This window comes from Candidatus Planktophila sp., assembly GCF_036734405.1.
In the GTDB taxonomy this organism is placed as follows: Bacteria; Actinomycetota; Actinomycetes; order Nanopelagicales; family Nanopelagicaceae; genus Planktophila.
This window is the reverse complement of sequence record NZ_DAIMYR010000002.1, coordinates 214,099-238,853: the sequence shown is the minus strand read 5'-3', so window position 1 is coordinate 238,853 and position 24,755 is coordinate 214,099. Positions and strand designations below refer to the sequence as shown.

The following is a 24,755-nucleotide window of genomic DNA, read 5'->3' as shown; positions in this document are numbered from 1 at the left end:
CTATGGCGTGCGCGCCTAGTTGCCAACCCTCACTGCTTGTGGTTTGGTTCGCACACAACTAAATAGCTCACCTTGTAGGGGAAGTTCGGTGAAAATCCGACGCTGACCCGCAACCGTAAGTCTTTACGTGAATAAAGAAATTTGTTCACGAGACAAGTCGGATTACCTACTTGGTGTAGATGAGACAAACACCCGCCGAGGTTTGCGGGGTGTGCTCCTAACGTCAGTACAAGTTGTTTGCATGACTTGTCCTATATTCGTGTGGTTCACTCCCTGTGAGACTCTTACACATTCGAGAGGCTCCACAGTTATGAAAATGAAATTCTTAATTGTTTTATTTACTCTGACATCACTATCCATCCCTCAATCTCAAGCTGCCGACACGGGTTGGCGTTATTGGGGTTACTTCCAAGCCGCACCAAATGCAACAACATGGACAGCAGCGATGACCGGACCAACAGTCGGCGTTGCCGATGGTTCTGTAGAAGGTTGGGCATTTACCTTTAGCAACGATGCAATTCCTGATGCTAAATCTCCCAAGGTCGCTCCCTCATTTTCTAAGATCTGCGGAAAGACCAAAGCAGTTGCTGGTAAAAAACGAGTAGCTGTCATGATTGATTTCGGATCTTCAGTTTTACGCCCCAAGGGTGAATCAACGCCTCGGTTAATCCAAAAGTGTGTGGTTGCAGATAAAGATGCTTTAGGTATTGATGTGCTGGGGCAAGTTGCCAAAGTTCGAGCACAAGGCTCTGGCTTTATTTGCGGCCTTAATGGATACCCGGCCAAAGAGTGCGGCGTAGAAATGAAAACACCTAAGGGCTACCTCAAAAAATAATTATGACAAAACCATCCCTGCACCCTTTCACTTGGTGGCTATGGGCTATCGGCTTGGCAATTGCCATTATTCGCTTCGATAGCACCTGGTTCACTCTCGCCTGTCTGGGTGTAGTGATGGTTGTTGTTTTTAGTTTGCGTGATGATGCTCCGTGGGCGAAAAGTTTTGATTGGACTTTGAAACTATCTGCCTGGATTCTGGCCATCCGCACCCTGATAGGTATCACAATTGGTGTTCCGATTCCCGGAACGAAAATTATCGAGCTGCCTATCGTTCCACTGCCGACATGGATGCCCGGAATACGTATAGGTGGCGTTGTCACGTGGGAACGACTTTCTTCGGCTCTGACAGAAGGACTTCTGATTTGTTCCATCATCGTGATCTTTGGCGCAGCTGCTTCACTTACGAGCCCACACCGCCTGTTGCGAGTTTTACCGGTTTACATTTATGAATTTGCAGTTGCGGTAGTAATCGCGACATCGGTGCTCCCACAGATTGTTACTTCCGTAAAAAGAATTCGCATGGCGCAGCGGTTGCGCGGACAGAGCACCAAGGGCTTTACCTCTTGGAAACGAGTTGCAATTCCATTGCTCGAAGAATCTTTGGCTAGATCGCTAGATCTGGCTGCAGCCATGGATAGTCGCGGTTATGGCGTAAGTAAAAAACGATCCCGATATCGCCCGATCTCGTGGAGACTGAAAGATTCACTTGTCGTTGTATCGGCTCTTTGTGTGTTGGTGATTTCATGATCAAGTTCTCGCATGTATCCCTGATTTATCCAAATTCAACTACAACAGTTTTAGAAGATTTGAATCTGACTATCGAAGAAGGCGAATTAGTCCTAGTCATTGGTCCAACAGGTTCTGGTAAATCATCTTTACTGCGTCTAATTAACGGCCTAGTCCCTCATCACACCGGTGGCATTTTGGCCGGAGATGTAAGTGTGAACGGAACCTCTACCCAACTGGCTAAACCTGGAGCCATGGCACATCTAATTGGAATCGTCGGTCAAAATCCTGCAAATGGTTTTGTGGCTGACACGGTAGAAGAAGAGTTGGCTTTTGGCATGGAGGTTCTAAATCTCCCAAATGAAGTCATGCGAAAGCGCGTAGAAGAGGTTTTAGATCTCTTAAGCCTTGCCCCGCTACGAAATCGATCCATCGCAACTTTGAGCGGCGGTGAACAACAGCGCGTGGCGATTGGTGCGGCACTTGTTACTCATCCAAAGGTTTTAGTTCTAGATGAACCAACAAGTGCGCTAGACCCTATTGCGGCTGAAGAAGTTCTATCGATTCTGCACCGACTAGTTCACGACTTAGGACTTACGGTGGTGATTGCAGAGCACAAACTGGAAAGAGTTATCCAGTTTGCCGACAGAATCGTGCATATCAATGGCGCTGGTATCGCAAATGTCGGTACGCCTGAAGAAATATTAATGAACTCTCCAATTGCACCGCCGATTGTTCATCTTGCTAAAGCGTTGGGTTTACAGGAAATAGGTTTAACGGTTCGTGAGATGCGCCGAATGACCACGCAGTTTAGAGAACTACCAACACAAGCAAGAAAAAATGCGCCAGATAAAATTAGCACCGCGGTTATTTCAATCCAGAATCTAAGTGTCAGTTATGGATCAAAGGTTGCTCTGAACAATGTTTCTTCGCAGATCAATCAAGGCGAAATCGTTGCGGTAATGGGAAGAAATGGCGCAGGAAAAAGTTCACTTCTCAAAGCTATTGCAGGTGTGAATCCAATTCAGTCAGGAAAGATTGATTTATTGGGCAAAGACCCTCTGGAACTACAAGGAAAACAGCGTCGCCAAAGTATTGGTTTTATCCCCCAAGAGCCCAGCGATCTTTTGTATGGCCAATCTGTGCAGATTGAATGCGAGCAAGCAGATCGAGACAATGAATTAACCGCGGGAACTACGTATTCGGTGCTTGAGCAACTAGTTCCCGGAATATCAGGAAATATCCACCCCAGGGATTTGTCAGAAGGTCAACGTCTTGGTCTAGCGCTCAGCGTTGTTGTCTCTGCCAATCCAGCTATCTTGATTTTAGATGAACCGACCCGGGGTCTTGATTACGAGGCGAAGAGTCAATTGACACGAATTCTGATTCAGTTTGCTGCAACTTTCGGAAGAGCTGTAGTGCTTGCCACCCATGATGTTGAACTTGTTGCAGAGCTTGCGAGCCGAGTCATATTTATCGCTGATGGAGACATTGTCGCTGACGGATCAACATTAGAAGTCCTGCTGTCATCACCAGCATTTGCACCGCAAGTTGCCAAGGTCATGTCCCCCCAACCTTGGTTACGTGTTAAAGATGTTGTTGCTGCCATTCAGGAGTTGCAATGAAAACTACAAGTAATGTCATTACTTTTTCTAGACAAACCGCCTTCGTTTTATTGATCACATCAATGTTTAGTGCAGCTGGGTTTTTGTGGCCTTTTTTCTATGAAGGTGAGAATCTGCCCCAAACTCAACTTTTCTTTTGGATAGCGGTTGGATTCTCTTTTGTAGTAGTTGTGCTTCAGGTTTCCAGTCAACAATTAGATGCGAAATCAATTGCGTTGCTCGGGGTTTTATCTGCGCTCATTGCAGCGCTGCGTCCCTTGGGCGCGGGTGCCGTCGGAATCGAGCCAATGTGGTTCATCCTAATTTTAAGCGCTCGAGTGTTTGGCCCGTCATTTGGATTTCTCTTAGGAATGATTTCGATGTTTGTATCTGCGTTGCTTACAGGAGGAATCGGACCTTGGCTTGGATACCAAGTATTTGCTGCCGCCTGGATAGGTCTGATAGCTGGCTTCTTACCTAAAGCAACGCGGGGAAATCGAGAAATTGTGATGATGATTGTTTATGCAATCTTTGCGGCACAACTGTTTGGAATTTTGATGGACCTTCAGTTTTGGCCCTGGGCATTAGGGTCATCAACTCAATTGTCGTACTTACCAAATGGCGATATCTCAGAGAATATAAACCGTTTCATAACATTTCACTTTGCTACAGCTATGGCCTGGGATATTCCACGAGCAGTATTTACTTCAGCTCTAATCATATTTTCTGGAAAGCCGGTCCTGTCAGCTCTACGTAGGACTCATACCCGCGCTGCGTTTCTAGCCCCAATTAACTTTATCGAACGTGTGAAGTAACAAAAGGCAGTTTTACGACTTCGCACTGACTTTCGCGACCGCGAACATCAATAACAAGTTTCTGCCCCAATTTTACGTCGGGGGTCAGCAAGGCAAGACCTATGCCATGTTTTAACGTTGGCGAAAATGTTCCACTTGTAATTTCACCGACAACGATTCCCTCTAGGTTTTTAACCGACATGCCTGCTCGTGGTATTCCACGATCCAAAGACTTAAGTGCAAAACTTTTGCGCGGAGCACCCTCTTCTTTTTGGGACTTCAAAGTTGCTGCGCCGATAAAACTTTCTTTTTGCCAACCAACCGCCCAGTTGGCGCTGGCTTCAACAGGTGAAATATCAAGAGATAGTTCATGGCCATGCAATGGATATCCCATTTCAGTTCTTAATGTGTCGCGAGCTCCCAGCCCACACACCAAGCCACCCATTGGAGTAATGACTTGAACAATGGCGTCCCAGACTTTTGCCGCATCCTGTGTCCGTGGAAGTAGTTCAAAACCTAGTTCACCGGTATATCCGGTACGACAAAGAATTACATCAGCACCAGAAATGCTGACATGCGTGAAAGCCATGTAATCAATGTCTGTCGAAATTCCTAATTTGGTAAGGACCTCTGGTGCTAGCGGACCTTGTATCGCAAGGACAGCAAAATCATTGTGCAAGTTAGTAACAGTGATGTGTGCAGGTGCCTGCTCTTGTAGCACTTTTACAACATCGGTCGTGTTTGATGCATTGGGCACTAAAAAAAAGTCGCTAGGAGAATTTCGATATGCAATCAAATCATCAATGACTCCACCGTTGGCAGAACACAACAAGGTGTACTGAGCCGAACCGTCAGTAATTTTGGTCAGATCATTTGTCAGGCACGCATTGAGAAACTCAAGGGCCCCATCACCTGTAACTGATGCCTTGCCTAAATGGGATACATCAAAGAGTCCCATCTTTTCCCGAACCGCTGCGTGCTCAGCAAGAACACCTGCGCCGGGATACTCGATTGGCATCAACCAGCCACCAAAATCCGCCATTTTTGCGTTCAGCGTTAGGTGTTTGTCATGTAAAGGTGATGTCTTCATTGTGCAAACCTACCAATACATCTATTACGCTTCAGGGTATGAGCACACTAAAGATTTCTGATGGCGTCGTTAAAGATGAAGTACTTGTCCTGGGTCTTGCCTCTACAAATTCAAAGGGCGGAATCGCCATCGAATCTGGCGAGATGGCGATCGACACAAAAACAGTCCTAGCCCAACTTGTTGACATGGGCGCTACTGGAAAGACTGATGAAGTAATTAAGGTGCCAGGTACTCATGTTCGGATGTTTGTTTTCACCGGCCTAGGTGCTAAAGCAACGCAGTATTCACATGAAACTCTTCGCCGTGCCGCAGGTTCTGCTTCACGAGCTTTAGCCGGCAATGCATCAGCAACATTTTCACTTCCAGCTAAAACGCTGCCAGAGATTGCCGCTGTTGCTGAAGGCGCAGCACTTGGTGCTTATTCCTTTACCGAATTTCGCGGATCGACAAAGGCTGATTTCAAAGCTCCGCTAAAGACAATCACTATTCATTCCAAGCTTGCAACTCATGCAGATGCCAAGTCGGCCATTGTGCGTGCTGGAATTGTGGCCAAGTACACATACCTAGTAAGAGATTTAATCAACACTCCCCCAAGTCACTTAACACCAGATTCCTTCACCAAGAAAATGGCAGCGGTTGTAAAAGCTGCAGGCGGATCAAAATCTGGATTAAAGGTTCAAATCTGGGATGAGAAACAACTCAAGTCTCAGGGCTTTGGTGGAATCATCGGAGTAGGTCAAGGTTCAGCAAATCCACCTCGTTTGCTACATATTTCATACACACCAAAAGGCAAGGTCGCCAAGCGTTATGCATTTGTTGGAAAGGGAATCACCTTTGATACAGGTGGCTTAGCCTTAAAGCCTGCCGCGGGTATGGAGGCGATGAAGTCAGATATGAGCGGAGCCGCCGCGGTGAGCGCCGCAGTTGTCGCAATCGCTGAATTAAAACTTAACGTGGCAATCGATGCATGGGCACCACTGGCAGAGAACATGCCAAGTGATACTGCGACTCGACCAAGTGACATCATCACAATCTTTGGTGGCAAGACCGTTGAAGTTTTAAACCCTGATGCTGAAGGTCGTTTGGTTCTAGCTGATGCTTTAATGAAAGCTCAAAAAGTTAATACCAAGTTAGATGGAATTATCGATGTCGCGACTTTGACAGGAGCACAAGTTGTTGCGTTAGGAACTCGTACCAGTGCCGTAATGACCAACAACCCAGAATTTAGCGAAGCTTTCATGAAAGTAACTGCGATCAGTGGCGAGCAGTTCTGGCCGATGCCACTTCCAGAAGAGCTACGTGCTTCACTTGATTCCCCAGTTGCAGATTTAGCCAATATTGGTGATCGCATGGGCGGCATGCTTGTTGCTGGACTTTTCCTTAAGGATTTCGTTTCTCCGGATCTGCCATGGCTGCATTTGGATATTGCGGGTCCTGCTTACAACGAAGCCAAGGCACATGGCTACACACCCGTCGGTGGAACCGGTATTTCTTTGCGCTCACTTGTGACTTTGGCCGAGCAGGGGTAGCCCTTCGCTTTGCATTGGGAGGTTTGCCCCTCTTTGAGGCAAGATAAGCACATAGCCCGCGTGGGCGCATGGAGGGAGCCGTTTAGTGTCTCAATTTGATCTCGTCATCCTTGGTGGAGGAAGCGGTGGTTATGCCGCAGCCCTTCGCGGCGCACAACTTGGTTTGAGCGTTGCTTTAATCGAAGCGGACAAGGTCGGCGGAACGTGCTTACACCGAGGTTGCATTCCCACCAAGGCGCTTTTGCATTCCGCAGAGATCGCAGATGGCGCTCGCGAAGGTTCACACTTTGGAGTCAAGTCAACATTTGATGGCATCGACATGGCTGGGGTCAACTCATACAAAGATGGCGTCATCAGTAAGTTGTACAAAGGTTTATCTGGATTAGTTAAATCCCGCGGCATTACCTTTATTGAAGGTTACGGAAAACTCGTTGCCAAAGATGCAGTAGAAGTTAATGGCGTTCGCTACACCGGAAAGAATGTCATTCTCGCGACAGGATCGTATGCAAAGACGCTTCCCGGTTTAGAGATTGACGGCGAAAAAATTATTACCTCAGATCATGGAACGAAGATGTCTTATGTTCCAAAGAGCGTGATTGTTCTTGGTGGTGGAGTAATTGGTTGTGAATTCGCCTCTGTGTGGAAGTCTTTTGGTTCAGATGTAACCATCATCGAAGGTTTGCCTCATTTAATTGCCCTAGAAGATGAGTCATCCAGCAAGCAGCTAGAGCGTGCCTTCCGCAAGCGTGGAATTAAATTTGAGCTTGGTGTTCGCTTTCAGTCTGCCGTTAAGAATGCAGATGGCGTCACCGTTACTTTAGAAGATGGAAAGACATTTACTGCCGAAGTACTTATGGTTTCAGTTGGTCGTGGACCAGTGTCGGCAAATCTGGGCTATGAAGAACAAGGCATCTCAATGGACCGTGGTTATGTACTTGTTGACGATAAGTGCCGCACCAACGTTCCTGGCATCTGGGCAGTTGGCGATTTGATCCCTACTTTGCAGCTTGCCCACGTTGGTTTTGCTGAAGGAATTTTGGTTGCAGAAGAAATCGCAGGTTTAAATCCACGTCCAATTAATTACGATGGCGTTCCACGCGTTACATATTCAGAGCCTGAAGTTGCCTCAGTTGGTTTAACTACTGCAGAGGCAAAAAAGCGTGGGCATGATGTCGTCGAGCTGACTTATGACTTGGCCGGAAACGGTAAGGCTCAGATTCTCAACACAGCCGGTTCAATTAAACTTGTTGCACAAAAAGATGGTCCAGTACTTGGGGTCCACATGGTTGGCGCACGTGTTGGAGAACTATTGGCTGAAGCAGAATTAATTTATAACTGGGAGGCGCATGCAAACGATGTGGCTCCTTTGATACATGCACACCCAACACTGTCAGAGGCAATGGGCGAAGCTCATATGGCACTTGCAGGCAAACCGCTTCACGCACACGGATAACCAAGGAGAGAAATAGATGACATTCTCAGTAACGATGCCCGCACTTGGCGAGAGCGTTAGCGAAGGCACAGTCACTCGTTGGTTAAAGGCCGAAGGTGATCATGTGAATGTTGATGAACCATTACTAGAAGTTTCAACAGACAAAGTAGATACCGAAATTCCTTCACCAGTTTCTGGAACTCTTCAAAAGATTGTTGTTCAGGTAGATCAAACTGTTCCAGTTGGCGCAGAACTTGCGATTATTGCCGATAGCGCTGGCGCATCAACGCCTGCTCCTGCAGTTGCTCCAGCTCAACCAGTGACTCCAGTAGTTGTGCCTGAAGCCGCCCCAGCACCAGTTGCCGCAACACCAGCACCTCAAGCACCAGCAGCACCGGCAGCACCGGCTGCAACAGGTGCGGGAACAGTAATCACTATGCCCGCACTTGGTGAGAGCGTTAGCGAAGGCACGGTTACACGTTGGCTAAAAAATGTTGGAGACTCTGTTGCAGTTGATGAAGCGCTACTAGAAGTTTCAACTGACAAGGTTGATACAGAAATCCCTTCACCAGTTGCTGGAACACTTCTTGCTATTGATGTCGCAGTTGATACAACAGTTGCAGTGGGAGCGCGTCTTGGATTAATTGGATCCGCTGGCGGAGCAGTCTCTGCCCCTGTAACTCCACCACCTGCGCCAGTTGTTGCCGCACCTGCGACTCCACCTCCTGCACCAGTTGTGTCCGAGCCTCTGATTTCCAATCCGGTGGCACAGGTTCCACCTCAACCATCGACCCCAGTCGCTGTGTCTGTACCGAGTTCACAACCTGCTGATGCTTATGTAACTCCCCTAGTTCGCAAACTTGCATCTGAACTTGGCGTCAATCTTGCACAAGTTAAGGGAACAGGAATCGGCGGAAGAATTCGTCGTGAAGATGTTGAAGCTCTTGCTCGCCCAGCAGCACCTGCAGCTGTCGCATCAGTTGCATCAACACCATCGGCCGCTAAACCGCCAGTTGTTGCAGTTTCTCCGTTGCGTGGAACAACAGTGACCATGTCACGACTTCGCAAAGTTATCGCAACTCGCATGGTTGAATCACTTCAGGTAAGTGCTCAGCTAACGACGGTTGTTGAAGTTGATGTAACGAAGATTGCACGTCTTCGTGATCGTGCTAAGGCAAGCTTTGAAGCTCGTGAGGGTGTCAAGCTTTCTTTCCTTCCATTCTTTGCCGTTGCAGTATGTGAAGCACTGAAGCAACATCCTGTTCTTAACTCATCAGTCGAAGGTGATCAGATCACTTATCACGGCGCAGAACACCTTGGTGTTGCCGTTGATACCGAGCGGGGCTTACTAGTTCCAGTTATTGCAAATGCAGGCGATCTCAACATGGGTGGCATTGCACGCAAGATTGCCGACCTAGCTGCACGCACACGCGACAACAAGGTAACTCCTGATGAACTTGGTGGCGGAACTTTCACATTAACAAATACCGGAAGCCGCGGTGCGTTGTTTGATACACCAATCATTAATCAACCACAGGTAGCAATCCTTGGACTAGGCGCAGTTGTAAAGCGACCAATGGTTGTTCGTGGAGAAGATGGCGGAGAGACAATTGCGATCCGTTCAATGGTTTATCTTGGTTTGTCATATGACCATCGTGTTGTTGATGGCGCAGATGCAGCTCGCTTCCTAGTAACTCTCAAAGAGCGTCTCGAAGGCGGCGCATTTGAGTCTGATCTAGGACTTTAGTTCCGACATGTCAGTACATCAGCGAATCGCTATAACTGGCGCATCTGGACTTATCGGAACAGCGCTAGTCGGTCATCTAAAAGCTGAAGGTCATACTGTTCAACGCCTTGTTCGTCGCGCCCCAGTTGGTGCTGATGAAGTTCAGTGGGATCCGCAAACAGGATTTGTTGATCTAGAACCTCTGCGCGGGGTTAACGCGGTCATTCACCTAGCCGGAGTTGGTGTTGGAGATAAGCGTTGGAGCAAAAAATATAAGAGTGAAATTCTGAATTCTCGTCTTCTAGGAACTACCGCGATTGCTAAAGCAGTAGCCGAGCTAAAACCACAAGTTTTCATTTCTGCATCTGCGATCGGTTGGTATGGAGAAAGCGGAAACAGAGCGGTCGTAGAAACAGATCGAGTTGGTGATGATTTCCTTGCGGCGGTTTGTCGCGAATGGGAAGCTGCTGCTGATCTTGCCCAGGATGTGCGCACGGTAAAGATTCGTACAGGTTTAGTTCTGGACCCAACGGGTGGGGCACTTGGAAAGATGTTGCCTTTATTTCGTTTAGGTCTAGGTGGAAAACTAGGTAACGGCAAGCAATGGTGGTCGTGGATTACCTTGCACGACCAAATCAGAGCAATTGTTTTTGCATTAGAAAATCCAATTTCAGGTCCAGTAAATCTGACTGCACCAAACCCTGTAACCAACCAAGAGTTCACAGCAGCTTTGGCGCGTGCAATGCACCGTCCTGCATTGTTTCCGGCCCCAGCCATCGCACTCAAGATGGCACTCGGTGGATTCTCTTCCGAAATTCTTGGTTCTAAGCGAGTCATACCTCATGTGTTGCAAGAAGCTGGCTTTACGTGGGACTACCCGCACATTTCAGAGGCGCTATCAGCCCTGATTGAGGATTAGTTCTGCAGCCAATCGGCCTGAAAAAAGTGCACCTTGTTGCGAAGGCACTGCTCGATGATCGCCAACAACAAATAGATCCTCTGACACCTTAACGGTTTGAGTTAGGGCTCGTCCTACATTGTGAATCGGCAGAGCTGCTGGAATTTCATATTTGGCTATCAATTGCCAGTCATGGGTACTGATCCCCCACATGATTGCTAAATGTCTGCGAACATCGGATTCAGTTGCACCTAAATCAGTTGTTGTAGACACTAGATGCTGTCCAAGTGGTGCATAACTAGATGAAATATCCGACATAACTATTGAGTTGATGATCGGCCCACGATTCTGACCATCAACAATCAAGCGCCCATTTCCGGAAGGGTTGTTTGCCACGGCGTGATACCAAGTAATGCAACCAGCCATTCGCGGTACTTCGGGCAATCCTAGAAGTTGTGTTGCAGTAGTCGCATCGGTTGCAACGATGATTGTTTCGGCTTTGAAATCTCCGGCAGATGTTTTTACTATTTTTCCTTCAAGACTATCTGCCTGCACGCCATAGGTGATTGAACTGATTCGTGCAGCTAAAGCTTTTGAAAGCTCCGCTACACCTTTTCGAGGAACGCCAATTGAACCTGTGACAAAACTTTTAATCACTGATTTGCCATATCGTGCATCAACATTTTTCGGATCTGTCAGAAAAACACCGTGCAGGAATGGTCGCAGGACGCGCACATATGTGGCGCCAGCAACTTTTAAAACATCTTCAACAGACTGATTTTCTTTGGGAGAGCTAGCCAGAAAACGCAACAGTGTTAATTTCTCTGGAATAGTTCCGGTTGCCTTGTCTAACGCCGTCCAGGGAGCTACGCGAGGATCACCCAAAGCTCGTCGATCAATTCCTAAAGCGACCTCGATAACGCGTGGAGCTTGGATGAAATCAATCTCCTTAATGACATCTAGATCAATAAGTGCAGGGTATTTTGAATTAATAAGTTGAAACCCGCGATCACAAATAAACCCATCGATTAAATCCGAAGTCACTCGACCACCTGGACGATCAGAGCTTTCGATGACCCGAACATTTCGTCCGGCTGCTTGCAAGGTGATTGCTGCACTAAGGCCTGCAAGGCCTGCGCCAATAATCAGAACATCTGAAGAATCAGACATTGGTACCGATAATCCTTGCTTGATCAATTATGGACGCTACAAGTAGCGCATCAACGTTGGAGACTGGCCAAGCGGTTCCGTTACTAATTGCCGAAGCCACCGCGGTGTAGAACATCGCATAATTTCCAGCAATGCCTTGAATCTCTTCTACTTCGTTTCCGCGATGTATATGTGCAACCGAGGTTGTTGGCTCTGACCAAATTCCACCTGCTGGAAACTTTCCAGCTCGAAGCAGCGCTTCCTGTGGATCTAAATCATTAATCACTAGTGCACCCTTGCTACCCAATATTCGAATTCGGGGACCTGGAGCGCCAACAACCGCGCTTGCAGAAAGATACGACATAACCCCACTGTCGTGACGCAAAACCAAAACTGAATCATCATCTGCTGCCCCACGAATTGCTCTGACCGTTGCAGTTACTAGTTCGCACTTTCCGAACCAATCAATTGCAGTTGAAATCAGATGTGGCTGAAGATCGAGTAGTTGGCCTCCCCCATCTTCGGCGCTCATATTCTCTCGCCAAGAATCTTTGTTTACATCTGGCCTGAAGCGTTCAAAGCGAGAATCCATTCTATGAATCTGTCCCAGTACGCCACTTGCTAAAACTTTCTTAATGGTTAAAGCATCGCTATCCCAGCGTCGATTAAAGAAAGTTGTTACTGGGACCCCAAGTGAATCAGAAAGTTCAACAATTGATTTAGTTTCTACAAGATTACGTCCCATGGGTTTATCAACTACAACAGGAATCCCAGCCTTTAGCGCAGCAGCAGCTTGTTCAGCGTGGGCTAGATTTGCAGAGGCGACAACAACAAGATCTAAGTTGTGGCTAAGCAGTTCTTGCATCGTTGTGACAACCTTGATGTCAGGAAAATCTTCCAAAGCATGTGATGCCCGCAATTGATTACTAGTTAGAACCGTGACTACCTCAAAGCCACAACCTTTGAGCAGTGGTGCGTGAAAGTACCGACCGGCTAGCCCATACCCCGCAATTCCTACTCGAAGGTTCATGATTAAGAGTTTTGTAACTTAGATGGCCACCAAACTTTTCCACCGATGTCGTGGACGAGTGCTGGAACAAGAATTGTTCTTACAATCAAAGTGTCCAGAAGAACACCAAAGGCAACCGCAAACCCAAGCTCTGCCAAGAAGACAAGAGGAAGAACACCTAAGACGGCAAAGGTTGCTGCCAGCACAATACCGGCAGAGGTAATAACACCGCCGGTAACTGTAAGACCCTTGATTACACCAGCCCTTGTTCCAATTTTGGCACTTTCTTCTCGCACTCTGGTCATTAAGAAGATGTTGTAATCAATGCCAAGTGCTACCAAGAAAATAAATGCAAACAATGGGAATGATGTATCCGCGCCCTTGAAGCCAAATACATGCTCAAAGACCAGTTGGCAAGCGCCCAGGGTCGCAAAGAATGAGAGAACAACAGTTCCCAGAAGTAACGCCGCAGACAGAATACTTCGCAGCAGCAAGCCCAGAATCAAAGTGATCAGAACAAGAACAATTGGAATAATCGTCCGGTTGTCTCGATTAGCTGATACATCGGTATCGAAAGCAACTGCAGTGCTTCCGCCCACCAAAATTTCTGGATCGATTGCATGGACCGCTTCCCGAATTACTGGAATCACATCTCGTGCTTCGACTGAATCTGGATTTAGCGCCAGCGTCGCATGCAGAATGACTTTGCCATCTACAACCTTGATCGGTGACAGTGGCTGTCCTGGAATATTTTGAGTCATTCGCATTGGTTCAACTGATGACACACCTGAAACACTCATCAGAGCTGCAGATACCGGTCCAACTAACTCTTCTCGTACAACAACTTCAGTAGGTTGCCCTGAACCGCCTGGATAATGTTGTCCAAGGAGCTCTAGCCCCACAACTGAATCAGGACGTTGTGTAAATGCATCGGCGGTAGAAAGGCCCTTAGCATTAAGCGTTGTTGAAAATCCAGCAAGAATTGCAAGTCCTATTGCGGTAACGATCCACAATTTGCGAGGACGTTTTTCAACTGCTGAACCAATCTTTGCCCAAGTGCCCTCCAACTGCGTATTAACATCGTCATTTCGCGGAATACGTGGCCAAAAAACCCAACGACCAAAGGCAACCAAAAGCGCTGGCAACAAAGTAAGAATTGTTACAACTGCAGCAGCGACACCGATAGCTCCGACAGGACCAAGACCTCGGTTTCCAGACAAATCACTGAGCAGCAAAACAAGAAGCGCAGAAATCACCGTTGCACCAGATGCGACGATGGGTTCAAACACGCCTTTCAGTGCGGCTTTCATCGCTTGTGCGGGATGTTCAAAGTGGTGCAGCTCTTCGCGGTAGCGCGAAATTAGCAGCAATGCATAATCTGTTGCTGCACCAAGTACAAGAACAGAAAGAATTCCTTGGGATTGTCCGTTCAGATCAATGACATCATTTTTTGTAAGCAGGTATACAAGACCACCAGCAGTAGACAAAGCAATAACTGCTGAAAACAGCGGCAGAATCCACAGGACTGGACTTCGATAAACAATAATCAGAATAAATGCCACAACACTCAATGTGGTGAGCAACAAGGATGAATCGATACCCTCAAAAGCACCAAAGAGATCACCCAACAATGCACCGATTCCGGTTACATTTGAAACTAGGCCAACACTCTTTGCAAACTCTGCTGAATCCTCACGCAAGGTTTCAATTACTTCAGGCAGCGCCGGTTTCTTATTGGGCAATAGCTCTGTAGCAATCTCTGATTTGAAAGGCAGATTTACTAGTAGCGCTTTACCATCCTGCGAAGGAAAGGCAAAAATTTGCTCCCCTTGTGTCAGGTATTTCGAAATAGGTACATCAGTGCCAATAATCTTTTGGGAGCCAAGTTTTGCAAGATGCGCGTTAAGAGCTGCGATCTTGTCGGCATTTACTTCGCCCACGTACAGAATCAAGGTCGGAAGGTTTTGATTTTGATCCTGATTAAACTTTTCGATGATTTTGGCGGCTTGAGTTGATTCTGCACTATCCGGCAAGAATGCTGAGTTGTCGTTTTCTTGCACTGTTGAAAGTTGTCCAAATAGTGGCCCTAGAACTCCGCTGGTTCCAAACCACAGGAAGATCACCAGTAAGGAATAAATCAGTGGACGACGGCTCTTCTTCATCATTGGTGTAGACACTCGAACCAAACCTTTCAGCGTTAAACCGGCCTATGGGCCTGAATTGATATGAAGGTAAGCCTACCTTTAGGCTATGGGTGTGCCTCTCGTGGAAACCCCTTCTGATTCAGCGATTGCTTTGTCACGTCATGGGCTAGTTGATTATCAAAAGGCGTGGGAATCTCAGAAGGCTATTCATCAAGAAGTCGCCGATGGAACCCGCCCCAACACCTTGTTACTGCTAGAGCATCCATCAGTTTTCACCGCTGGCCGTCGCACCGAGGAATCGGAAAAGCCATCCGATGGCACCCCCGTTATCGATGTAGATCGCGGTGGGCGAATCACTTGGCACGGGCCGGGGCAACTGGTTGGTTACCCAATTGTGAAGTTGATTAATCCAACTGAACTGGTCGGTTTTGTACGCGAAATTGAATCAGGATTAATTGCTGTCTGTAACGACCTTGGCCTAGATGCACGACGAGTCGACGGCAGGTCAGGTGTGTGGATTCAAGATTCACAAGGAGATCGCAAGATTGCGGCAATCGGCGTGCGCGTAGCCCAAGGTGTAACGATGCACGGATTTGCAATCAACGTTAATCCAGATCTTTCATCATTTAAATCCATCATCCCTTGTGGAATTTCTGATGCTGGAGTTACCTCACTTGAAATCGAGTTAAATCGCGCAATCACAATTGAAGAAGTTTCACCTTTAGTTGAACGACACATCTTTGAATCTCTCAGAAGGGTGAGCGCATGACCATGGCACCTGAAGGTCGCAAACTGCTTCGCATTGAAGCTCGTAATGCGCTGGTTCCGATTGAGCGAAAGCCTGAATGGATTAAAACCCGTGCCAACATGGGCCCGGAATACACACGACTTCGATCTTTGGTAAAGAGCGAAGGGCTTCACACTGTGTGCCAAGAGGCGGCTTGTCCAAACATTTTTGAATGCTGGGAAGACAAAGAAGCAACTTTTTTAATTGGTGGAGATCGTTGCACCCGACGTTGCGATTTTTGCAATATCGATACCGGAAAACCTTTGCCAATTGATCGCGAAGAGCCACGCAAGGTTGCCGAATCGGTTAAGTCCATGGGTCTTCGTTACGCGACTATTACAGGTGTAACCCGAGATGACCTCGAAGATGAAGGTTCCTGGCTCTACGCAGAAACAATTCGCGTCGTACACGAACTCAATCCCGGTACAGGCGTTGAAATGCTTGCCCCAGATTTCAACGCAAAACCTGAACTTCTCAATCCAATTTTTGAAACTCGCCCTGAAGTCTTTGCTCATAATCTTGAAACAGTTCCACGTATTTTCAAGCAGATCCGCCCAGCCTTTACTTATGAAAAGTCATTAAAAGTCATTGGAATGGCGCAAGATTTTGGGTTGATTACAAAGTCCAATTTGATTTTAGGTCTTGGCGAAACACGTGAAGAAATTTCTCAAGCTTTGGTTGATTTACACAACGCGGGATGTGACTTGATCACAATCACTCAATACCTGCGCCCAACCAATAAGCATCACCCTGTGGAACGATGGGTGAAGCCAGATGAGTTTGTCGAATTAGCTCAAGAGGCAGAACAAGTTGGTTTCCTTGGAGTTATGAGTGGACCACTGGTTCGTTCTTCTTACCGTGCCGGCCGTTTGTATAAGCAGGCCATGGAAAAGAAAACCTCTCGTGGCTGATCTGGTCTATCCCCCAGTAATCACACTGGTTAAAGGGTTTTGGAAGTACTTAGGTTTTCGATTTGATTTCCAAGGTGATGAAAACATTCCGCGTAAAGGCGGAGCTATTCTTGCAATCAATCATGTTAGCTATTTAGATTTTGCGATCGCAGGTACTGCTGCGCTTCCAGTCAAAAGATTCGTTCGCTTCATGGCAAAGAAGGAACTCTTTGACCACAAAATTGCAGGACCCTTGTTGCGCGGAATGCACCACATCAATGTCGATCGCAACAATGGTGCCCCCTCATATGTAGCCGCACTGAAGGCCTTAAATTCAGGCGAGATCATTGGTATTTTCCCTGAAGCAACGATCTCGACTAGCTTTGAAATCAAACAACTAAAGTCCGGTGCCCTGCGCCTTGCCGCAGATACAGGAGTACCCATAATTCCCACGATTGTGTGGGGTGGGCAACGGGTCTCAACGAAGGGCCTTAAGCCTAATTTCAAGCGGGGTAAAACACCTGTGTCAGTTTCATTTGGCGAACCAATCAATTACGCCAAAGATGTCGATATAGATACGGCTGCGCAACAACTACGCGAGGTCATGATTTCTATGCTTAATCAAGTTCAAGAAAAGTACCCTGATAGCCATGTCGGCCAACGTTGGGCTCCTGCTCGCCTTGGTGGAACCGCACCTGCCCCACTAAAGTAGCCTCATGTTTAAGAGAAAAGCTAAAGAACCGAAGATCAAGAAGCCACGTTTCCAAACCTTTCGTGATGCTTACAAAGTCACCAAGCAGGTTAAGCCATGGATTACCGCGGCACTGATTGGAATTTTTGCGGTCTCATGGGGAATCGGTATAGCAATTGGTTCGGCAATTGGCCAGCCAATCTATATTGCATTTGTCTCTCTGCCGCTGGCTCTTCTTCTCACACTTTTCTTCTTCACGCGACAAGCCGGAACCGCTGCTTACGCATCAATTGAAGGTCAGATTGGAGCAGGTGCAAGTGTTTTGATGGCAATACGTAAAGGCTGGACAACAACTCCCGCAGTTGCGGCAGCCCGCAATCAGGACATGGTTCACCGCAGCGTAGGTCGAGCCGGAATCGTTCTCACAGGTGAAGGCAGTAACGCAGTTCGTCAAATGATTGCTGATGAGCGAAAGAAAGCTGAACGTTTTGCACCGGGTGTTCCCGTTATTGAAATTCTGGTTGGAAATGAGGATGGACGTGTTCCCATTCGTAAACTTCAAAAGCACATGCGCCGTCTGCCAAAGAAGTTAACTGCGCATCAAATGCGCGAAGTTCGAGCGCGCCTAAAGGCTGTTGGTGGAATGTCTATGCCAATTCCAAAGGGTCCAATGCCAACTCGGGCACCGAAGATTCGCTAGTTTTAAACGCTTCCAGTTCTAGTTAAAACAGTTCCACTAAATCGCTCGTGTAGCCCTCTGCCATTTTCATCAAAGGTGATAGCAAAGATCACGGCGACCAACAGTGCTGAGCGGATTAATGCCTGAACCGGAGTAACCACCCCACCGTCTGCAAATCTGATGATCTTTATTCCAAATATCCGATGCCCTAAGGACGCACCTTGAAGAGCTGAGAGGATTGCAATCTCGGCAAAGAAAAGTGCCAACACCATCCATGAGCGGTTAGGGGCCATCTTTCCGATCCCACCAGTTGCCGCGGTAACGATGAAATAACAGGCCAACCAGTCGACCATTAACGCCGCCATTCGACGACCTAGGGTTACTCGGTTGAAATTCACGCTCACCTGATAAGCCTAATACCCAAACCCGTCAGACGTAACATGGATTTAACAAGCGGGTTATGCCAATTTCATGGTGTGGACCTAGGGTTCAACTACCTAAAGCGCCAGAAACTCAATGATGAGGGGTCTTGCGCATCACATGTGAAATTGGGAGAAGCATGTTTAAGAACGCAGCAGAAATTTTTGCTTACATTAAGAAAGAGGATGTCAAACTAGTTGACGTTCGCTTTACAGATTTGCCTGGTATCCAGCATCACTTCAACGTTCCTGTTGAATCATTTGATGAAGCTGTGTTTACCGACGGCCTGATGTTTGATGGTTCCTCTATTCGAGGTTTCCAGACAATCAATGAATCAGATATGAAACTGTTACCAGTTCCAGAGTCTGCATACATCGATCCATATCGTAAAGAGAAAACCCTCATCATTATTTTCTCAGTACACAATCCAGTTGATAACACTCCTTACAGCCGTGATCCTCGTGGTGTTGTAGCTCGCGCAGTTGATTACATGCGCTCTTTGGGATTTGCCGATACTGCATTTTTTGCACCAGAGGCTGAGTTCTATGTCTTTGACAGTGTTCGCTTTAAGACCGGTATCAACTCAGCAGTTCACGAGATCGAATCTTATGAAGGCGCTTGGAACACTGGTGTTGAATATGATGCAGATGGAACTCCTAACCGTGGTTACCGCACACGTGTAAAGGGCGGATATTTCCCGGTATCTCCAACTGATCAGTTCGCAGATCTTCGCGATGAAATGGTGATGCAGCTAGGAAAGGTCGGACTACTTGTTGAGCGTTCACACCATGAAGTAGGAACAGCTGGACAGATGGAGATCAACTACCGCTTCACTGACATTCTTACAGCTGGTGATGATGTTATGAAGTTCAAGTACGTCATCCGCAATACCGCGTGGCAGGGCGGCAAGACAGCAACATTTATGCCTAAGCCTCTCTTCGGCGATAACGGTTCAGGTATGCACGTTCACCAATCTCTATGGAAAGATGGAAAGCCACTGTTCTTCGAAGCAGGAACATATGGCGATCTTTCAGACATGGCACGTTGGTACATCGGTGGACTGCTAAAGCACGCACCATCATTGCTTGCCTTCACTAACCCAACAGTTAACTCATACCGTCGTTTAGTGCCAGGTTATGAAGCACCAGTAAATCTTGTGTACTCAGCACGTAACCGTTCAGCTTGCATCCGTATCCCAATTACAGGATCTAGTCCAAAGGCTAAGCGCATCGAGTTCCGTTGCCCAGATCCATCTTCAAATCCTTACCTAGCATTTGCAGCGATGCTTATGGCTGGTCTTGATGGAATTGTTAACAAGATCGAACCACCTGCCCCAGTTGATAAGGATCTATATGAACTAGAAGGCGAAGAGGCTGCATCAATTCCTCAAGTTCCTGGTTCATTAGAAGCAGTGTTGACTAACCTAGAAAACGATCATGACTTCCTAACAAAGGGTGGAGTGTTCGCTAAAGATCTTATTGATACATGGATCGCATTCAAGCGTAAGGAAGAAGTGGACTATGTTCGTCTTCGTCCACATCCAGCTGAATTCGAACTGTATTACGACATCTAAACCGTCCGTTAGAACAAAGCCCGCCCCTAAAAAGGCGGGTTTTGTTTTATCGCTTAGCTATTGTTCTAAATAGAATAATCGACAAGAGGGCGCTGACAACTGATGCCACGATAACTGCTAAAACTGCAATGTCTTGAGTTTGGGCATCATCGAAGGCCAAATCAGCGATGAAAATTGAAACAGTGAATCCGATTCCTGCGGCGCTTCCCGTGGCAAGTAGTGAAGACTTATTTACACCTTCTGGAAACTCAGCCGCCTTTAATCGCTTCGCGGCAAGGGAAGCAATAAGTACCCCTAATGGTTTACCAATTACCAAGCCGAAGAAAATTCCCCATGCAATCAAAGATTGTGATGCACCTTTAATTGACTCTGCCGTGATAACAACACCAGTATTTGCAAAAGCAAAAATCGGAACAACCAAAAAAGTGCTGAGCGGATGGAACTTATGCTCTAGCCACTCAATTACAGTAACGGTTCCATCTTCAACATCTTCAACCTTTGTCCCGCGTCGAAGAACATTGGGTGTCATTAAACCAAGAATCACTCCGGCCAAAGTGGGATGGACGCCAGTCTTATAAAGCGAAAACCATAAAGTAAAAGCAAAAAGCGAGTAAATCAATAAAGATGCAACGCCTGCCTTCTTTAGCAGGGCAATCATGGCGATGCACACCGCAGCGGCTGCTAGCCAAGAGAATTTGAATCCAGTTGAATACACGAAAGCAATGATCAAAATCGCGCCAATGTCATCAATGACGGCAAGTGCAAGCAAGAATGAACGCAACGGTGCTGCAACCGAAGGTCCAAGCATTGCGAGTAAACCAACGGCCAGTGCGATATCTGTTGCAACTGGCACTCCCCAACCACCTGGTGCCACTCTTCCTGCTACTGCTAAGTAAATCAGCGCAGGCACGGCCATACCGCCAATAGCTGCCAGAAAAGGCAACATTGCTTTCTTGAAGGATGCAAGATGACCTGAGGTCAGCTCCCGCTTAATCTCCAAACCAACAACAAAAAAGAATATGCTCATGAAGAGATAGTTGATTACTTTAAGAACTGTTAGATCAATTAAGTACCAGTCCGAGCCAATAGACATACGAAAATCCAGCGCTGAGAAATATTTATCCGAAAGCGGTGAATTGGCTGTAATCAAACCTAGAGCCGAGGCCACCAAAATAAGTAGTCCACCTGTTGACTCGCGATGAAGAAAGTCGCGAAGCGGGGAAATTCGGCGGGTCATGTGCCAACTCTAACTGATCGCGTTCTCCTGAGCTCTGATTTTTCTACCCGACAGCACTATGTGGCCAAAGAACCCAAATATCAAAGCAAAAAGGACTCCCACGTTAGAAAAAGCCCACGGACCATCCTTGCCCCCAATCAATTCTAAGAAATATCCCTGCCATTCCAGCCATGGTGCAAAAGTGTTAGTAACAAAACCCCACCCAATAACTGAACCAGAAATCATCAGGGCGATTGAACCCTTATTGACTGAGCCATAGATTCCTTGTGAATTGAACAAGTCAACTTCACTATATGCCTTCTTGCGCAGCAAGACATCGGCAACAAAAATTGCAGACCACACCGCAACAGGTACACCCAGCGTAATCAAGAATCCCTGAAATGGATAAAAGAAATTGTCCGCAATCCAAACAATGTAAATAGCGCCAGCAAACATGATGATTGCATCGATGATTGCGGCTTGGTATCGCTTGATTGGAACTCCTATAGACACTAGAGCTAATCCTGATGAATAAAGGTTCAGGATTGCGCCACCTACAAGACCAAGAATGGCAACAAAGGCAAAAGGAATCAAAAACCAGGTTGGCAACAAAGTCGTTAGCGCGCCGATTGGATCCATGGCTATTGCTTCGCTTAGCGTCTCACTGCTGCCAGAAAGTGCAGCGCCGTAAGTTACAAGAATAATAGGTACCGTCGACGCGCCCAGAACCGTCCATCCCACAACAGATTTGCTAGAGACAGAGCGTGGCAAGTATCTGGAGTAATCAGCTGCTGCATTTACCCATCCAAGTCCAATACCGGTAATCGCAAAGATCACAGCACCAACAAAGCCCTGGAAGTTTCCGTTTGGAATCTCTGTTACTGCCTTCCAAGAAACATTGTCGATTGTTAGTGCGATATAGAACAAGGTCATTGTCACAATTGAAATTGTTAACAACTTCTGAAGTTTCATAATCACTTTAAATCCCAAAACTCCACCAATTACGGTAAGCGTTGCGGCAAGAGTAAAGCCCAATAACAATGCAAGGTTGCGATCAATCCCGCCAATGCGAGCAAAAACAGTTCCAGTTGCTAAGGTTGCAAGCGAGACAAGAACAATTTCCCAACCAACAAAAATCAAATATGAGAGCGCTCCAGGCAATCTACTGCCCTTGACCCCAAAAGAGGCTCGAGATAAAACCATTGTGGGCGCATTGGAACGCTTGCCAGCTAAAGAGCTGACACCTACCAGCAAAAAAGAGCCAATTGTTCCAATAAGAGCCGCAACAGTTGCTTGCGCAAATGAGATTCCAAAACCCAGAAAGAAGGCGCCATAAGAAAGCGCTAGCAACGAGACATTTGCCCCGGCCCACGGCCAAAACAATGAGCGCGCTTTCCCTGTTCGCTCAGATTCGTCAATGACATTTGGGCCATTGGCTTCTATTTCAAATACAGCCATTCTTAACTTCTTCGGTTTTTTGCCATCAAGAAGATTCCACCTATCAAGGCAAGAAGCAAACCGCCAAGTAAGGTTCTGCCCGCTGGAATTGAGCTCTCATCAGGTGCTGCACTTGTTGGCATAGGCGAATTTTCTGCGCTGTAATCAGGTGATGCATTAAATGTGTATTCACCTTCAATTACATGTCCGTCATCCCCAACAACTCGATACTTAACTGTAAACACACCAGGAGCGCTTTGATCTGAAATCTTGGTACTGATTCTTCCCCCATTAATCGTCGGATATTCATCATTCATTGCATATCCTGTTGAATCAATGACCTCTAAGGAATTTACAGCTTCGCCATCCAGGGTTTGTAGATCTCCACTAAATTCAATCCACACCACAGTTGGAATTGGATTCACATTTGTAAAGCGCTCAGGAAATGAGGAAATGATCTCAACATGAGCCGATGAGCTCGGAACGGTCAAAATAGTCAGGCAGGAAACCAGAAACAGTGAGATTAATTTGCGCATGAGTGCAGTTTAGTCGAGGAAGAAATCCAATAGGAAATCCTTGGTTCCTGGAGTAACTGAATACTTTTCTAAATCAGTGATTCCCTCACTTGCGAGCAAAACATCATCAACAAAGAAGTTCCCGGTGCACTCTTTGGCATCACGGTTGAAGATGATGTAGGCAGCATCAGCCAGGATCTCAGGAGTACGTCCAGCTAAGGCATCAATGCCCGGAATCATTTGTAGTGCAGCGGTATCAATTACTGTGCGCGGCCATAGCGCGTTAACACCAATTCCATCTCGCTTGAACTCTTCAGCCATGCCTAAGACACACATACTCATGCCGTACTTGGCCATTGTGTAGGCAACATGATTTTTAAACCATACTGGTTTCATTGAAAGTGGTGGCGAAAGATTCAGAATATGAGGATTGCGTCCTTCTGCTGCCGACTTTCGAAGGTACGGAAGGGCTGCCTGTGAAGTCAAAAATGTACCACGCACATTGACATCAAACATCAGGTCAAAACGCTTGGCAGGAGTCTGATCTGTGCGGGTTAAATTGATGGCACTTGCATTGTTTACCAAGATATCGATTCCACCAAAAGCCTCTGCCGCTTGATTCATCGCCGCTTCAATCTGGGTCTCATCACGTAAATCGCATTGAATAGCAAGTGCCTTTCCACCTGCAGCTTCAATCTCGGCCGCGGCTGTATGAATCGTGCCCGGAAGTTTTGGGTTTGGCTCTGAAGTCTTAGCTGCAATCGCAATTGATGCACCATCTTTGGCTGCTCGTAGCGCTATTGCTAAACCGATTCCGCGGGAACCGCCAGTAATAAATATTCTTTTTCCGGCCAGTGACATTTACTTACCTTTCTTAGACATAAACTTCATGAAAGCTTCCATAGCCTCATCTGATTGCAAAGCCATAGCAAATATCTCAAATTCAGCCTTCATCACAGCAGCAACTGAATCATGATTACGCGCTTTGAGCAACGCCTTGGTATTAATTATTGCCTGAGGTGGTTGCTGTGCAATATGTTCTGCAATCGTCATTGCATGTGCCAAAGGATCTGAATCCTTTGCCGTAACTAGTCCCATCTCTATTGCTGCGTCGGCATCAAAGCTCTCACCTGTCATAAATATTCTTGCAGCTCGCTGATAACCCACTAGTTGAGGGAAAAGAAAACTAGAACCAGCTTCAGGAACAAGGCCCAAGGATGCAAACGGCATTGAGAACTTTGCGGACGGAGCTGCGATTACGACATCGCAATGCAACAGCATGGTTGTTCCTACACCGACAGCGTTGCCTTTAACTGCAGCAATCAGCGGCTTAGGAAAATTTAACAGAGCTGCCAAAAATTGCGCGACCTCTGAATCATCAGAAGTAGGTGGATTGTTCATAAAATCATTGATGTCATTTCCGGCGGTGAAGTGGTCTCCTGCCGACGTTATGACAACTGCGCGCACACCGAAGTCCCCAGCAGCGTCATTGAGACCCTGGGCCAAACCTGAGTACATTGATCGAGTCAACGCATTCATCTTTTCAGGACGATTAAAAGTGAGGGTTAGCACTTCTTTGTTCTGTGTGGACAAGATTTCGCTCATTCGC

At 46.9% G+C, this 24,755-nt stretch carries 23 protein-coding genes and 1 riboswitch; of the genes, 13 read left to right on the top strand and 10 right to left on the bottom strand.

Features of this window, described 5'->3' with window-relative positions:
• Positions 1-22: 22 nt before the first annotated feature.
• Positions 23-214: riboswitch (cobalamin riboswitch) on the top strand.
• Positions 215-316: 102 nt separating this feature from the next.
• From AC9UC2_RS03305 to AC9UC2_RS03290, 4 genes are read left to right on the top strand one after another with little or no spacing between them, the layout of a single operon-like run.
• Positions 317-835, top strand: a complete 519-nt coding sequence (locus AC9UC2_RS03305) for an SCO2322 family protein (protein ID WP_509525231.1) — start codon at positions 317-319, stop codon at positions 833-835.
• Between the two features lie 2 nt (positions 836-837).
• Positions 838-1,584, top strand: coding sequence for an energy-coupling factor transporter transmembrane component T family protein (locus tag AC9UC2_RS03300; RefSeq protein WP_509525230.1), 747 nt, complete (start codon positions 838-840; stop codon positions 1,582-1,584).
• A complete protein-coding gene (locus AC9UC2_RS03295; protein WP_509525228.1) occupies positions 1,581-3,188 on the top strand; it encodes an ABC transporter ATP-binding protein in 1,608 nt (535 codons plus the stop codon). The genes AC9UC2_RS03300 and AC9UC2_RS03295 overlap by 4 nt, the downstream gene beginning before the upstream one ends.
• Positions 3,185-3,982, top strand: coding sequence for an ECF transporter S component (locus AC9UC2_RS03290; RefSeq protein WP_509525226.1), 798 nt, complete (start codon positions 3,185-3,187; stop codon positions 3,980-3,982). The genes AC9UC2_RS03295 and AC9UC2_RS03290 overlap by 4 nt, the downstream gene beginning before the upstream one ends.
• Here AC9UC2_RS03290 and gcvT read toward each other — a convergent pair.
• Positions 3,963-5,051 (bottom strand): glycine cleavage system aminomethyltransferase GcvT, encoded by a 1,089-nt coding sequence (gcvT, locus tag AC9UC2_RS03285; protein WP_509525225.1) that lies wholly within the window; start codon positions 5,049-5,051, stop codon positions 3,963-3,965. The genes AC9UC2_RS03290 and gcvT overlap by 20 nt on opposite strands.
• 38 nt (positions 5,052-5,089) lie before the next feature.
• On the opposite strand from gcvT, the gene AC9UC2_RS03280 reads away from it, so the two are divergent.
• From AC9UC2_RS03280 to AC9UC2_RS03265, 4 genes are all read left to right on the top strand, one after another.
• The gene (locus AC9UC2_RS03280; RefSeq protein WP_509525223.1) at positions 5,090-6,580 is read left to right on the top strand and encodes a leucyl aminopeptidase; all 1,491 of its coding nucleotides are present in this window, start codon (positions 5,090-5,092) and stop codon (positions 6,578-6,580) included.
• A gap of 85 nt (positions 6,581-6,665) precedes the next feature.
• Positions 6,666-8,033, top strand: coding sequence for a dihydrolipoyl dehydrogenase (gene lpdA, locus AC9UC2_RS03275; RefSeq protein ID WP_509525222.1), 1,368 nt, complete (start codon positions 6,666-6,668; stop codon positions 8,031-8,033).
• Positions 8,034-8,049: 16 nt separating this feature from the next.
• A complete protein-coding gene (gene sucB / locus AC9UC2_RS03270) occupies positions 8,050-9,759 on the top strand; it encodes a 2-oxoglutarate dehydrogenase, E2 component, dihydrolipoamide succinyltransferase (RefSeq protein ID WP_509525220.1) in 1,710 nt (569 codons plus the stop codon).
• Positions 9,760-9,766: 7 nt separating this feature from the next.
• Positions 9,767-10,657 carry a TIGR01777 family oxidoreductase gene (locus AC9UC2_RS03265; RefSeq protein ID WP_509525218.1) on the top strand — a complete coding sequence of 297 codons (891 nt, stop codon included), beginning with the start codon at positions 9,767-9,769 and terminating at the stop codon, positions 10,655-10,657.
• Here the strand turns inward: AC9UC2_RS03265 and AC9UC2_RS03260 are convergent.
• From AC9UC2_RS03260 to AC9UC2_RS03250, 3 genes are read right to left on the bottom strand one after another with little or no spacing between them, the layout of a single operon-like run.
• Entirely contained in the window at positions 10,637-11,806 is a 1,170-nt protein-coding gene (locus AC9UC2_RS03260; RefSeq protein WP_509525216.1) for an FAD-dependent oxidoreductase, read from the bottom strand. The two genes, AC9UC2_RS03265 and AC9UC2_RS03260, sit on opposite strands and share 21 nt — an antisense overlap.
• The gene (locus tag AC9UC2_RS03255) at positions 11,799-12,815 is read right to left on the bottom strand and encodes a Gfo/Idh/MocA family protein (protein WP_509525215.1); all 1,017 of its coding nucleotides are present in this window, start codon (positions 12,813-12,815) and stop codon (positions 11,799-11,801) included. Before AC9UC2_RS03255 ends, AC9UC2_RS03260 begins: the two co-directional genes overlap by 8 nt.
• Positions 12,816-12,817: 2 nt before the next feature.
• Complete coding sequence (locus AC9UC2_RS03250) at positions 12,818-14,971, bottom strand: MMPL family transporter (RefSeq protein ID WP_509525214.1); 2,154 nt, start codon at positions 14,969-14,971, stop codon at positions 12,818-12,820.
• Positions 14,972-15,050: 79 nt separating this feature from the next.
• On the opposite strand from AC9UC2_RS03250, the gene lipB reads away from it, so the two are divergent.
• From lipB to AC9UC2_RS03230, 4 genes are read left to right on the top strand one after another with little or no spacing between them, the layout of a single operon-like run.
• Entirely contained in the window at positions 15,051-15,707 is a 657-nt protein-coding gene (lipB, locus tag AC9UC2_RS03245; protein ID WP_509525212.1) for a lipoyl(octanoyl) transferase LipB, read from the top strand.
• Complete coding sequence (lipA, locus tag AC9UC2_RS03240) at positions 15,704-16,636, top strand: lipoyl synthase (protein WP_509525211.1); 933 nt, start codon at positions 15,704-15,706, stop codon at positions 16,634-16,636. The genes lipB and lipA overlap by 4 nt, the downstream gene beginning before the upstream one ends.
• Positions 16,629-17,327 carry a lysophospholipid acyltransferase family protein gene (locus AC9UC2_RS03235; RefSeq protein WP_509525210.1) on the top strand — a complete coding sequence of 233 codons (699 nt, stop codon included), beginning with the start codon at positions 16,629-16,631 and terminating at the stop codon, positions 17,325-17,327. Before lipA ends, AC9UC2_RS03235 begins: the two co-directional genes overlap by 8 nt.
• A gap of 4 nt (positions 17,328-17,331) precedes the next feature.
• On the top strand, positions 17,332-18,006 hold the full coding sequence (locus tag AC9UC2_RS03230; protein WP_509525208.1) for a DUF4191 domain-containing protein: 675 nt from the start codon (positions 17,332-17,334) through the stop codon (positions 18,004-18,006).
• A 2-nt stretch (positions 18,007-18,008) separates the two neighbouring features.
• Here the strand turns inward: AC9UC2_RS03230 and AC9UC2_RS03225 are convergent, their stop codons facing one another.
• On the bottom strand, positions 18,009-18,389 hold the full coding sequence (locus AC9UC2_RS03225; protein WP_509525207.1) for an RDD family protein: 381 nt from the start codon (positions 18,387-18,389) through the stop codon (positions 18,009-18,011).
• 155 nt (positions 18,390-18,544) lie between these two features.
• Here AC9UC2_RS03225 and glnA point away from each other — a divergent pair, with 155 nt between their 5' ends.
• Positions 18,545-19,978, top strand: coding sequence for a type I glutamate--ammonia ligase (gene glnA, locus AC9UC2_RS03220; protein ID WP_509525205.1), 1,434 nt, complete (start codon positions 18,545-18,547; stop codon positions 19,976-19,978).
• A gap of 46 nt (positions 19,979-20,024) precedes the next feature.
• Here the strand turns inward: glnA and nhaA are convergent, their stop codons facing one another.
• Genes nhaA through AC9UC2_RS03195 form a run of 5 tightly spaced genes read right to left on the bottom strand, consistent with a single transcriptional unit; the run spans position 20,025 to position 24,751 of the window.
• The gene (gene nhaA, locus AC9UC2_RS03215; RefSeq protein ID WP_509525203.1) at positions 20,025-21,215 is read right to left on the bottom strand and encodes a Na+/H+ antiporter NhaA; all 1,191 of its coding nucleotides are present in this window, start codon (positions 21,213-21,215) and stop codon (positions 20,025-20,027) included.
• A gap of 9 nt (positions 21,216-21,224) precedes the next feature.
• A complete protein-coding gene (locus AC9UC2_RS03210; protein WP_509525201.1) occupies positions 21,225-22,652 on the bottom strand; it encodes a purine-cytosine permease family protein in 1,428 nt (475 codons plus the stop codon).
• Positions 22,653-22,654: 2 nt separating this feature from the next.
• Positions 22,655-23,167 carry a copper resistance CopC family protein gene (locus AC9UC2_RS03205; protein WP_509525199.1) on the bottom strand — a complete coding sequence of 171 codons (513 nt, stop codon included), beginning with the start codon at positions 23,165-23,167 and terminating at the stop codon, positions 22,655-22,657.
• Between the two features lie 9 nt (positions 23,168-23,176).
• Positions 23,177-24,007 carry an SDR family oxidoreductase gene (locus AC9UC2_RS03200; RefSeq protein WP_509525197.1) on the bottom strand — a complete coding sequence of 277 codons (831 nt, stop codon included), beginning with the start codon at positions 24,005-24,007 and terminating at the stop codon, positions 23,177-23,179.
• The gene (locus tag AC9UC2_RS03195; RefSeq protein ID WP_509525195.1) at positions 24,008-24,751 is read right to left on the bottom strand and encodes an enoyl-CoA hydratase; all 744 of its coding nucleotides are present in this window, start codon (positions 24,749-24,751) and stop codon (positions 24,008-24,010) included. It lies immediately after the preceding gene.
• Between the last annotated feature and the right edge of the window lie 4 nt (positions 24,752-24,755).

Bases quoted from the DNA above. Each gene is read 5' to 3' on its own strand.
- AC9UC2_RS03200 (WP_509525197.1), bottom strand. From the start codon at position 24,007: ATGTCACTGGCCGGAAAAAGAATATTTATTACTGGCGGTTCCCGCGGA.
- glnA (WP_509525205.1), top strand. From the start codon at position 18,545: ATGTTTAAGAACGCAGCAGAAATTTTTGCTTACATTAAGAAAGAGGAT.
- AC9UC2_RS03195 (WP_509525195.1), bottom strand. From the start codon at position 24,751: ATGAGCGAAATCTTGTCCACACAGAACAAAGAAGTGCTAACCCTCACT.
- AC9UC2_RS03265 (WP_509525218.1), top strand. From the start codon at position 9,767: ATGTCAGTACATCAGCGAATCGCTATAACTGGCGCATCTGGACTTATC.
- AC9UC2_RS03255 (WP_509525215.1), bottom strand. From the start codon at position 12,815: ATGAACCTTCGAGTAGGAATTGCGGGGTATGGGCTAGCCGGTCGGTAC.
- nhaA (WP_509525203.1), bottom strand. From the start codon at position 21,215: ATGACCCGCCGAATTTCCCCGCTTCGCGACTTTCTTCATCGCGAGTCA.
- AC9UC2_RS03230 (WP_509525208.1), top strand. From the start codon at position 17,332: ATGTTTAAGAGAAAAGCTAAAGAACCGAAGATCAAGAAGCCACGTTTC.
- AC9UC2_RS03290 (WP_509525226.1), top strand. From the start codon at position 3,185: ATGAAAACTACAAGTAATGTCATTACTTTTTCTAGACAAACCGCCTTC.
- AC9UC2_RS03305 (WP_509525231.1), top strand. From the start codon at position 317: ATGAAATTCTTAATTGTTTTATTTACTCTGACATCACTATCCATCCCT.
- AC9UC2_RS03260 (WP_509525216.1), bottom strand. From the start codon at position 11,806: ATGTCTGATTCTTCAGATGTTCTGATTATTGGCGCAGGCCTTGCAGGC.
- gcvT (WP_509525225.1), bottom strand. From the start codon at position 5,051: ATGAAGACATCACCTTTACATGACAAACACCTAACGCTGAACGCAAAA.
- sucB (WP_509525220.1), top strand. From the start codon at position 8,050: ATGACATTCTCAGTAACGATGCCCGCACTTGGCGAGAGCGTTAGCGAA.
- AC9UC2_RS03205 (WP_509525199.1), bottom strand. From the start codon at position 23,167: ATGCGCAAATTAATCTCACTGTTTCTGGTTTCCTGCCTGACTATTTTG.
- AC9UC2_RS03280 (WP_509525223.1), top strand. From the start codon at position 5,090: ATGAGCACACTAAAGATTTCTGATGGCGTCGTTAAAGATGAAGTACTT.
- AC9UC2_RS03210 (WP_509525201.1), bottom strand. From the start codon at position 22,652: ATGGCTGTATTTGAAATAGAAGCCAATGGCCCAAATGTCATTGACGAA.
- AC9UC2_RS03295 (WP_509525228.1), top strand. From the start codon at position 1,581: ATGATCAAGTTCTCGCATGTATCCCTGATTTATCCAAATTCAACTACA.
- lipA (WP_509525211.1), top strand. From the start codon at position 15,704: ATGACCATGGCACCTGAAGGTCGCAAACTGCTTCGCATTGAAGCTCGT.
- AC9UC2_RS03300 (WP_509525230.1), top strand. From the start codon at position 838: ATGACAAAACCATCCCTGCACCCTTTCACTTGGTGGCTATGGGCTATC.